Annotated in this window: 4 protein-coding genes; 2 read left to right on the top strand and 2 right to left on the bottom strand. The window is 47.2% G+C overall.

Annotated elements, in window-relative coordinates:
• Positions 1–333 precede the first annotated feature (333 nt).
• Positions 334–5,730 (top strand): T9SS type A sorting domain-containing protein, encoded by a 5,397-nt coding sequence (locus BM123_RS04215; protein ID WP_090165616.1) that lies wholly within the window; start codon positions 334–336, stop codon positions 5,728–5,730.
• A 184-nt stretch (positions 5,731–5,914) separates the two neighbouring features.
• Entirely contained in the window at positions 5,915–6,220 is a 306-nt protein-coding gene (locus BM123_RS04210) for a hypothetical protein (protein ID WP_090165614.1), read from the top strand.
• Positions 6,221–6,236: 16 nt separating this feature from the next.
• Here the strand turns inward: BM123_RS04210 and BM123_RS04205 are convergent, their stop codons facing one another.
• Positions 6,237–7,832 carry a T9SS type A sorting domain-containing protein gene (locus BM123_RS04205; RefSeq protein ID WP_090165612.1) on the bottom strand — a complete coding sequence of 532 codons (1,596 nt, stop codon included), beginning with the start codon at positions 7,830–7,832 and terminating at the stop codon, positions 6,237–6,239.
• 59 nt (positions 7,833–7,891) lie between these two features.
• On the bottom strand, positions 7,892–11,338 hold the full coding sequence (locus BM123_RS04200) for a S8 family serine peptidase (protein ID WP_090165610.1): 3,447 nt from the start codon (positions 11,336–11,338) through the stop codon (positions 7,892–7,894).
• Between the last annotated feature and the right edge of the window lie 119 nt (positions 11,339–11,457).

Here is an 11,457-nt window from a genome sequence, read left to right as displayed (position 1 = left end):
TAATTCCAGTAAATAAGTACAGCAAAACCAGTCAAAACATCATAGGGAAAGAGAGGGCGCAACCGCAGGTGCAGAGTTGGGGAACAAAACAGCAAGGGAAACAACGGGCGACTCCTTGCTCCCTGGCGTTTCACATTGCACCGGCGTCCGCGCAAAAAAATCGCCAGGCTGCAAAATTGCCTTTTTTAAGTTAAAAGTACGCTTATGTGAATGACTAACATATAATTTTTATTGTGATCGGAGGCAATTACGTAAATTTACCAGATAATCTCATGGCTTACATTTGGGTGTTGTACATTGATTGCTTCTCCCTGCTTCTCAAAAACTACACAGATGATCTTAAATCGATACGCTTTACTGGTTTCTCTTCTTTTATTTGCTTTCTCTTTTTCTCTTTTTGGACAGATGCCGGGGGCCGATCCGCGCAGCTGCCAGGAAGATGCGATGATCAGCCTCGCGTTTTCTGGCGAAACTGAATTAAGCACCTGTACGGACGATGACACGATGGACCGGATTCGTTTTCAGGTTCGACCTTTTCGCCAGGCTTTCGCCTACGTTGTCGTTGATTCTGACGACATCATCGTATCGATCGGTTTTAGTAACTTCATAAACTTTGACATGCTGCCCAGTGGCAGCCTGCGCGTATATGCCTTTTCGACCTATGGCCGGCTTACAGCCTCGGTTGGTGATAATTTCACTACTACTGAGCTTTCAACTCCCTGTGCGGGTTTGACGACGAACTTCGTCTCCGTCAACAATGGAAGGAGCGGAGATGTGGTCATCAACAGCGCGCAAGACAGCTACGCATTCTGTCAGGGAGACGGGGAAGACGACAATGTCAGCGTTTCTTCTGATGCAGACGATGCTCTCTTTGTCATTACTGACGATGCCGGCACTGTGCTCGGCTTCAACCAAAATGGCAACATCAACCTGGAAAGCGCTGGTGGGGGTACCTACCGGGTTTATGCCGTTTCGGGCCTGAGCATTGAACAGGGGGAGAACATCAGCACCCTTGAAAGCACGGGAACCTGTGGCAGTGGCTTATCGATTAACTTTATCACCATTGTAAACACACCGGTGCCCTCCGGAAGTAATGGAGACCCAGTTACCATCAGCAGTGAGCAGGATGTTTACGAGTTTTGCCAGGGAGATGATGAAAATGACTTCATCACTGTTTCTGCGCAAGCGGACAACCCCACTTTCGTCATTACCGATGATGAGGGAACCGTTCTTGGCATCAACTTAAATGGTCAAATCAACTTCGAAACGGCGGGCAGAGGCACCTACCGGGTTTACGCAGTAGTGGGTTTCAGCCTTGAACAAGGAGAAAACGTCAGCACGCTCGAAGGAATGGGAAGTTGTGGAGCAGGCTTATCCAGCAACTTCATTACCGTTATTAACAGCACTGTCAGCGGCGGCCAGATTGCTACCGCTAATGGCCATTTCATGGTTCGGATTTGCCCACAGGATGGCAACCCGGATATCATTCCCTTCATCCTTAACGGAGCGGTAGGGGAAACTACCCGAATCATTATAACGGATGAAAGTAACATTATCATCGGCATGCCCATGCCTAATGCAATGGAAGTCGATTTTGATTCTGCCCCCGTTGGCATCTGCCGTGCCTGGGGTGTAGCGTACAATGGTGAATTTAATGGCATGATGGGAGACGCCCTGTCTACCGTCATGGATCAGGCAGAGTGCCTGGCTATTTCCTCCAACTTTGTGCTGGTCACCCGTGAAATCCCTGAAGGTGGCACCGTAGCTACTACGGAGGGAGCTACTGAAGTAACCACTTGCCCGGGAGATGGCAACCCCGATCTGATCACCGTCGTTTCTGACGGTGAGAGTGGTGGAGACCGTGCTTACGTTGTCACGGACACCAATAACATCATTCTTAGTTTCAGTGAAGAGCCAACCATCGACTTCGATGACGCCCCAATTGGCGTTTGCCGTATCTGGGGGCTTTCTTACCAGGGTAACCTGAGCATTGATCTCCTTGCCAATGCTGCTGAAGCGCAGCTGGCCGATAATTGCTTCGATCTTAGTGATAACTTCATCACCGTCACCCGCACCGTACCTTCAGGAGGAACGGTCTCTACTGTTGATGGTCAAACGGAGATCAGCATCTGCCCTGAAGATGGTACAGATGACTTCGTCACCTTTACTTCCTCCGGAGCGGAGGGCAGCAACTTCAGCTACGTAGTGACGGATGAGAACAACATCATCCTCGCCGTTCCGGATGGAGCGGACGTAAACTTTGAAAACGCTGGTTTTGGCGTTTGTCGCCTGTGGGGACTTACCTACGAAGGTATTCTGCTCGCTGCTGCGGGTGATGATGCCAGCACCTTCCAACTGGCCAGTGAGTGTTTTGCTTTAAGCGACAACTTCGTTACTGTCCGCCGCGAACTGCCCGTGGGTGGTACGGTAAGCCTGGTCAACGGTGCCACGCAAGCGTCCGTTTGCCCCAATGATGGAGTTGATGACATTCTCAGCTTTGCCAACATGGGCGCTACCGGTGAGCAGTTTGCCTACGTCATTACGGATGATGCGGGTATAATTCTTGGCTTCCCGGCCAGTGGCTCCATTAACTTTGAAGGCGTCCCTCCCGGCACCTGCCGGGTATACGGATTGACCTACAGCGGAGACATCGTTGCTAACGAGGGAGACGACATCAACAATACGAACCTAACGACGGCCTGCTCGGCTCTTTCAGAAAACTGGGTAACGGTCATTCGTCAGGATGCCTCTACCGGAAGCATCAGCACGGAAGATGGTGAGACGGAAATTCTAGTCTGCCCCGGAGATGCCTCTCCGGACAATATCCGCTTCGACTCTACCGGCACTACGCTGGAAAACTTCAACTACCTGATCACGGATACGAACAACATCGTCATCCGGGTGGCTTTCACCGATCAGATCAACTTTGAGACTTTCCCCGTGGGTACTTGCCGCGTTTGGGGTCTTGGTTACGACGGGCTGGTGACGGCTTCTCTTGGCCAAACCGCAGGGGTTGACCCCTTGGCTACTGAGTGTTACGCCCTCTCTGAGAACTTCGTTACGGTAATCAAGCAACTGCCCGACGGTGGCACGATACTCACCGATGCCGGAGAAGACGAGGTTTTTGTTTGTTCCATGGATGGTGTTCCGGACGTCATCACCGTTAGCTCCAGTAGCGCTTCCGGTGCCAACTTCGTATTCATTGCCACTACGGACGATGGCAGCATCCTGATGGTACAGGATAGCCCGACTTTCGACTTTGACCTGGCGGCTTTCGGTCGCTGCCGTATCTACGGCCTGTCTTACACCGGTACGCTCCTGGCCAGCCCTGGCATTAATGTCAACGATGGCGGCCTGGCCTCTGAATGTTCCAGCTTGAGCGACAACTTCGTCACCGTTAACCGCGACGACGCGATGGGAGGAACCGTCAGCCTGGCTGGCGGCGGAGACCAAACCGTAACCTGCCCTGGTGACGGCGTAGATGACATCGTGAGCTTCAGCATTGAAGGGAACGTTGGCAGCAACCTGCTTTACCTGATTACGGATGAAGCGAACGTTCTCCTGGCCGTAGCGACTGATGGTAGCTTTAACTTTGAAGAAGCCGGTGTTGGAACCTGCCGCGTCTGGGGGCTTTCCTTTGCCGGTACGCTTGCGGCCTCACCGGGCGACACGCTTACCTCCGTACAAATCGCAACCGGCTGTTTTGCCCTGAGTGACAACTTCATTACCGTCGTTCGGGAAGTTCCCGATGGAGCGACCGTCAGCCTCAGCAGTGGCCAGGATACGATCGACTTCTGTTCTGGTGACGCGATGGACGACATTCTGGAGTTCACCACGACCTCTACTTCCACGAACTACGGTTACATTATTGCTGACGAGGGCTTCTCCCTGATCGGCATTATGGCGGACACCTTCGACTTCAGTAATACCCTGACGGGTTCTTACTCCGTCTACGGCGTAGCCTACACCGGTGTATTGACCGTGACACCTGGCCTGGACATTTTCACCAGCGACCTGTCGACTGGTTGTTTTGACCTGAGTGACAACTCCATCACCCTCAACATTACGAAGGTAGATGGCGGCAGCATCCTCGGTAACGGCCAAGAGGAAATCTACCTCTGCCCCATGAACCAAGACGATGGTTTTGTTTGCTTCACCAGCAACAGTACGCTGTCGGACACTCTCTTTACCTACGTGATTACCACGTCTACCAACGTCATTCTTTCCGTAATGGACAGTGCTTGCTTCGACTTCGGCCCACTGCCGTTGATGGAACTTCGGGTTTACAGCATCAGCTACACCGGCGATTTACTGGCGGGTGTGGGCAGCTCACTGGAGTTCAGCGAACTGGCAACAGGCTGTGCGAGCATCTCCGATAACTTCGTATCCATCTTTAACGATACGCCGGAAGCCGGAGAGATCAGTGTCGACGGTCTTTCTTCCAGCGGGTACTCCTGTGTGGTTGACGGCAACGTCAACGTAAGTGTTACCACCACCAGTACCAGTCTGACGGGTTACGGCGTGATTGTAACGGACACCTTTGGCATCGTTCAGTTAGTGTCTGCCAGCACGGACGATATTCCTTTCGGTACGCTACCACAGGAGTTCTACCGTTTCTACGGCATAGCTTACACGGGTAATCTTACGGTACAGGCCGGCGATGACATCGCCGTTGTCGCACTGGCCGACAACTGTTATGAAGTAACCACTGACTTCGTCTCCGTCATTCGCGGCGGTGAAATTTCTGCCGGCACGCTGAGCAACATCGGCTCTGATGAAGGAGACGTAATTACCTTCTGTCCCGGAGACAACCCGATTGCCATCGTGGAAAGTGACGTTGTGGGTATCAACTACCGCTACATCGTCACCAATACGGACAATCAGGTAGTAGCCGCTAACCTCCCGAGCAACATCATTCCGTTTACGGCCTTCGGCGACGGTGAATTCCGGATTTACGGCTTCAACTTTACGGGTACACCTACGGTATCGATCAATCAGGATCTGACCAACAGTGTGCTCAGTACAGAATGTTATGCCATCACGGACAACTTCATTACCGTCATCGTGAGCAACCCTGACGGCGGTACGGTGACCACTACTGACGGGGAGACCGAAGTAGAAGTCGAAATTGACGTTACTGGCGGAACGCCCACGGCGGCTTTATCCTTTGTCACCGACGCAGACTCTCTGGACAGCTACGTATACGTTGTTACGGATGAAGACAATAACATTCTGGCGACTTCCAACAGTGCGACCATTGACTTCGGCCCGGCCGGAGTAGGTGTATGTCGCGTTTGGGGTCTGGCCTACACCGGAGAGATTCTGGCGATGGGCGGTGACAATGCTGCTACGACCCGATTAACGGATGGCTGCTTCGCGCTGAGTGACAACTTCGTAACGGTGACCCGCGTGGAAGAAGATGGCTTCATAGAAGGCGGTAACCAAGGCTTTGAAGAAGAGTTGGGCAGCCCTGATCTGCGGATAAGTGTCTACCCCAACCCCACCGCCGGAAGCAAAATTTTTCTGAGCCTGGAAAGTAATGAAGCGCTGCCAAGCGGGCAGATCTTTGTTCGCGACGTCAACGGTCGCCCTTTCGAGGTGCAGCCTCTGGTGGGCGGTAATACGACCGCGATGATTCGCCTTGACATCAGTAGCCTGCCTTCAGGTCTGTACTTCGCCACTTTCCGTACGCAGACGGGTATGTCTTCGGTTCGGTTTATGAAGAATTAAGGGCTGTATTCCCGGGGATGAACCATTCAGCCTCGATCCCCTGATAACTTTTCATTTCCAGCTTTCAGACAGAGCGTCTTTAGTGATCAGCATCCAGCCTCTGGATGCTGATCGCTTTTTTAGCCATAATGAATAACTTTGCGGCCCCCTTGCGCTACAACCGTTGTTTAGTATAAATCATCCCATGCAATCCCTCCTCCTCACCATTGTCATCACTCTGTTCGTCGCTATGCTAGCGGTCAACCTGTATTTCCGGGCGAAGGTCTTACGGGCCTACCGAATACTGGTACGTGCGCGAGTGGATTTCACGCCCGGGCAGATATTCAGTACGGAGAGAGTGGAAGAAGAGATTATCCCCGCCTACCCGGAGCACGCTGAGGCCATCCGAAATTTCAGCAACTACCTGCGGCGCAGTATCAGCATGACGACAGTTTTGATGGCGCTGATTACGGCTTTTGGGGGGATTTTGATGTGGTACAGGGGTGCATAGGTCTTACTAATTCAGGCTAATTTTTCTGAACAATCACTTTAGCCGTAAACAGTTCTGTGTCGGAACGAACTCTGACGATATAGGCACCTTCGGATAAATTATTAGCAGCTACAGTATGCGTATTACCTGCAATTTTTTCGCTCCTGACCATACGTCCATTAACGTCAAGAAGCTCGAAATGTCTTTGACTGTTAGTGCTGGAGACGGGTAGAGAAAAAGAAAACTGTTTGCTCGCTGGATTAGGAGCAACCTCTAATCGGGAAGGATCCCGACTAGCGGATGTTGTTGCCACCACCGTTTCGGTGATTAATTCTAAATTTTCACCGCAATTCTTCGGATTAAAGCATCCGTCAGCTCCGAGTTTAACGACCCAGGCACGATAAGCAATACTTTCTCCCAGATCCCGCAATAAGCGAGACCCGACAAAAAGGAGATCACCAGAAGGCGTTTCAAGCCCATCCTCAAATATCTGATTATTCAAATCAGTGGCTTGCAGGTCTACAAAAGCACGCTCCCAAATCACGTCTCCGTCCGAAGTCGTACGAAAAGCAAAAGCACCATTATCTCTCACTCCATCTGTTTGCGTAAATAAAGCACCCATTCCCATTCCCAAAATGTCTCCATTAGTCAACAACTCCAGATTAGTCATGAGTAATGGCCTACCGGTTATTCTCGTTTCTCTTTTAAAATTTCCATTTTCATCGATAATAAAGATAGTTGCGGTCCCTTCATCATACCATTCTTCTTGCCCTACGTTATAGACTGTAGTATCTAAGGTCCAGGCCAAAGCAATGTCTCCATTTCTTAAAGGGAGTGCCAACGGGTATTGATCGTTGTTACTCCACTTAACGGACTCTTCTGACTCATAAGTCCAAACTATCTCCCCGTCAGCTCCTATTTTTTGCAAAACTGCAATATCCCGGCAAAACTCAAGATCTTCTTTTTGGCAAGTCTTAAAAGTCAATAGTAGTTCACCGTCAGGTAATGCACGAATGTCTCCCATTCCAATCGAACGATAGCCTCCTTGATAAGATCGAGTTGTACTTTCCCCTGTACGTATATTCAAAATTGAGACTGAATTATAATACATCGACTGTGTATCAGCCCCAGAGGTATATAGCGCAAGAGTAGAATCTGAAGTGCAGACCATAGAGTTACCGTAGAGATGATCCGAATCCTGAAAATGAAATAAAAGCTCTACCTCACCTTCAGGGTCAACCTCAAGTACACCTATTGATTGATGCGTTAGGCTATCTATATCCGGCGTGTTCATGATTACATACGAATAGAAAGAGTCATCAAGAATATTCAACGAATTAGGTTTAGAAATAAAAACAGATGTATCTTGATAGGAAATTAGTTTTTGATAAATCTCTCTACCTGCACCATCAATAGTTGTAAATGCTGGCGAAACTGATCCTAATCGACCGTGCTCTACCAAGTGAGATGCGAACATAAACTCACCATTTACTTCTCTTACTGTTTGCCCAAAGGAACTATGCTCCTCTATACCAATGTATACTTTCGAGAAATTTTTCTGCGTAAAAAGAGAAGTTTTAACTCCCAGCAAACAGAAGATAAAAACAATTAGCCTAATTAGAGAGTAAAACATTTTTTATTATTAAGCGATTACTACAAGTCAAACCTAACTTCCAAGTTGCTATGTAGTTACTACCTAGCAATAACTACTTTACTAGACTCTATCGTTTTCGAGAGCGATTTTATGCTCACAACGTATACCCCTGGCTTCAACTCTGAGACATCGATTGACATGAATGATTCGGGAGTTATTCTTTTACTTATTTGCAGTCGTCCATCCATTGTTTGAATCTCAATAGTATAGGGTTCAGTCGTATTCTCGTTAACCTGAACGGGAATGATAAGAAAATCATTTGCTGGATTAGGGTATACAATCGAACTAGGCAATTTATTAGGCGAACTATTGATAGTTTTTGGAGGCATTACGCCAATCTCCTCTATTTCGTACCTAACGTTTTCAAGATATAGCATTAGCGCCTTAGCATAACCACTGTATTCTCCGTCATCGTCTGCTAGTTTATCTAGGATCTCATAATCACCTCCAGACAACTCATAGCCAATTGTATCCTTTAGGCGAGCTAAATTGATAGACTGAATAAATTTAAAATCCGAAAACCCATCCGTTGTGCTTGTCGAACTATTCAATAGTAATTCCGCCTGCTGATAATCTCCTGTTTCAACAAGTGTGCCAAAAAGCGTAAAAGGGAAGACTTTTTCTTCAAACTCATTAGCTAACATAAGAGCTTCGCTATTATTTCCACTTTTCAGCCTATCCCAAATAAGCTTTTGATACATAGAAGCATACAATTCCTTTGATGAAATTTTGGCTTCGAATAAGATAACATTGTTCGGATCATTAGAAGATTCGACTTCTGCACTATACATGTCGGATTTCACACCAAAGCGGTCTTGAAAACCAGGTAGAGGAGGCCTATTAGAACTACACGCAGTAGAAACCAACGTTGTTTCAACAATCGTATAGCCAACAGCATTGAGAGGGTCTGAACAGTCCGGCACACCACCATCTTCCACAAAATAAATAAAGTCATTGATCCCAACTCCTTCTACAATATCCTTATCATCCTCTTGATAAAAACAGTTGTCAGCTGGTTGCCCTGGACCCCCTTGGACACCTTTTATTGAAGAATTTGCAGCCAGTCTGATATCTGAGGTAATAACATAAAAATCATTACCTACAATTTCTGTATTGCCATTCTCTCCGGTTATTGAAACTCCCGTACTTCCTTCCTGAAAGTAGTTGCACTGAACTTGAGATTCAACAACCCTACTACCGTCACTCGTATTCCGTAATCTCATAAAATTACCTCCGTTAAAAAAGGTATTGCCTTCTATATTGTATGCAGACGCTCCTTCTATATCAATGGCCGTTCCTCCTTTTGCTCCCCTCCTAAAGCTGTTATTAGTAATTTTTATGGCTTCGAAACGCCCCTGAGAATAGCTATTAACCATTGTGCCACCTCTTCCCTCAAAATAGAATTCATTTTCAGCGCCAATATCGTCACCTAAAACCAAACTACCTCCGGATGGATAAGTAGAAGTTGATGATATAGCGCGGTGCTTACCTGATCTGGAAAGATCAATACTCTTGCTAAAGGAGTTCCCATCGGTAATAAACACTTCGGCATCAAAAGACACAATAGCTTCAACGTCTATCTCCCGGAAGGTGCATTTATTGAAAGTCACCCCATCAGTATCCCAGATGGTTACACCAACAGCTCTATCAAAATCATCCGTCGTTTCTTGAAACAAACAATTCAGGAATCGGCTTTTATTCTTAAATGGAAGCCCCGATATCGGGTTAGGATATTGGAGAAATTCAGCCACTCGCTGATTATCAATAAAAAAAGCATCATTTGCAACGACCAAGCCCCCTCGTCTTTCTATTTGTACGCTATAGGGAACACCATCTGAACGGGTAGCGACTAGCCTTTTAGCTCTGGAAAACGAACTACCTTTGGCAAAATAGACTATTCCGGCATCATCAGCATCAACCAAGACGTTATAATTCATAAGCCCCGTAGCGGTCATTGCCTCTGGTTGCTCTCGTTCATTATTGCCCCATACTCTGATTCCTCCCCATGCCCCATCCCGGCAAGCAGAGGTTACTTTAGTTTCTTCAAAAATCAGCTTAGCTCCTCTTTTCACCGTAAAAAAACCTTCCTTATGTTGCGCAGGATTAGTCTCTGACATTGAAATCATGCTATTGCGAAATATCAATCTACCTAAAGGCTCTATCTCTACTTTCTTAAAAAATCTGACGTCGTTTTCAATTATAACGGTTTCTCCACTTTGCACTTTAAGCGTTTCAGCAGAGTATTTTTTTGCTGCGAGTACCGCCTGATAAGCGTTTAAGGCTCCTACATTCTTTATCTCTTCGTAAAACGGACTAGCAGGATCATCCGCTCCAGGAATGGAGTTACTTGTTGCTTTCAATATCTTTTCAATTGCTGCTGGACTTAAACAAGGTGCTTCTGCCAATAATAATGCAACCGTACCTGAAACATATGCAGCAGCCATCGACGATTGTGCAGTGCCTCGTCCACAATCATCTACTAAGGGGGAAGTAAGACGATAAGAATTCAAAATCGGAACGGCAATATCTATGTTGAGGTCTGCCTCATCTGACTCATACCGCTGGTATTCGCCTTGTTCGGTAAGTTGACCTACGTTAATGACCCCTCGAATATCCGCAATTTGACTATGAGAATCCCCCTTTGCAGCGACAACTACTGTTGTCCCACCATCAACTATCTCCTGAATTATCGGCCTGAACAAATCGTTTCCGGAATAGCTAATATTAATAACCTCCACTCCATCAAGGTAGGCTTCCCAAGCTAGCATGATTAGAGAGTTAGGCGGGGCACCTCCAACGCATAGATCTCCTCCTCCAACACAATATCCTCTAAGCTTTGTTTCCCCTCCTGCCCCAGCAACACACAAGCCATTATTTCTTATGGCCGTAATTCCTCCCGCTGAAGCGTAACCATGACTTGACGTGGCGGCTGCTTCAATACAATTTCCTGAAATTGACTTAAATTTAAACGCTAAATCAGGATGAGACTGATCAAAAAAGACATCAACGACGCCGACAACGACGTCACTTGAACCATCGGTTTCAGTCCATGCACAAGGAAGTTCCATTCTTTCAATGTGGTCGGTACACTGAGATCCGGGATCATTATAATTTGTTGCGTTACTACATTCGGATTCTTCTACAACAATAGGTGGATTAGTACACCCTTGAGCACTAGGGGTACAAGTCTTTAAGGCGACATATTCGATAAGAACTTCTTCAAAATCAGGGTTACTTTTTAGAAGATCTGAGAAGTAGGTATAATCAGCATTGGGTTTAAGTTTCAAGAAATACGTCCGTGTTAGCTCTTCCGTCTTAGCTTGAGGAAAGGCGCTTTGAAAACTAACCACATCTGTAACTTGAACAAGGGCTTTAGCATAATCTTCAAATGCCTCTGAAACCTGAGTTTCTTGATCAATAACACGGGCGAATATACCCGCTGGGACCTCGATTTGTGCGGTTAGTAGGCTTCCTATACCAATCATGAAAATGAAAAGTAGGAAGTGTTTGGGTGTTTGGGTGTTTGGGTGTTTGGGTGTTTCATTATACTAAATTATACACTTTAAATTAAAATTCAAAACTTTTCTTTGCTTCAACCCAAAAA

The sequence above is a fragment of the Neolewinella agarilytica genome (genome assembly GCF_900110645.1).
In the GTDB taxonomy this organism is placed as follows: Bacteria; Bacteroidota; Bacteroidia; order Chitinophagales; family Saprospiraceae; genus Neolewinella; species Neolewinella agarilytica.
Note: the sequence above shows the minus strand (reverse complement) of the source record. Positions and strands in the feature narration are given on the sequence as shown.

What these genes read in the sequence shown, in the direction of transcription:
- BM123_RS04200 (WP_090165610.1), bottom strand. Translation starts at nt 11,338, where the DNA reads ATGATTGGTATAGGAAGCCTACTAACCGCACAAATCGAGGTCCCAGCG.
- BM123_RS04205 (WP_090165612.1), bottom strand. Translation starts at nt 7,832, where the DNA reads ATGTTTTACTCTCTAATTAGGCTAATTGTTTTTATCTTCTGTTTGCTG.
- BM123_RS04210 (WP_090165614.1), top strand. Translation starts at nt 5,915, where the DNA reads ATGCAATCCCTCCTCCTCACCATTGTCATCACTCTGTTCGTCGCTATG.
- BM123_RS04215 (WP_090165616.1), top strand. Translation starts at nt 334, where the DNA reads ATGATCTTAAATCGATACGCTTTACTGGTTTCTCTTCTTTTATTTGCT.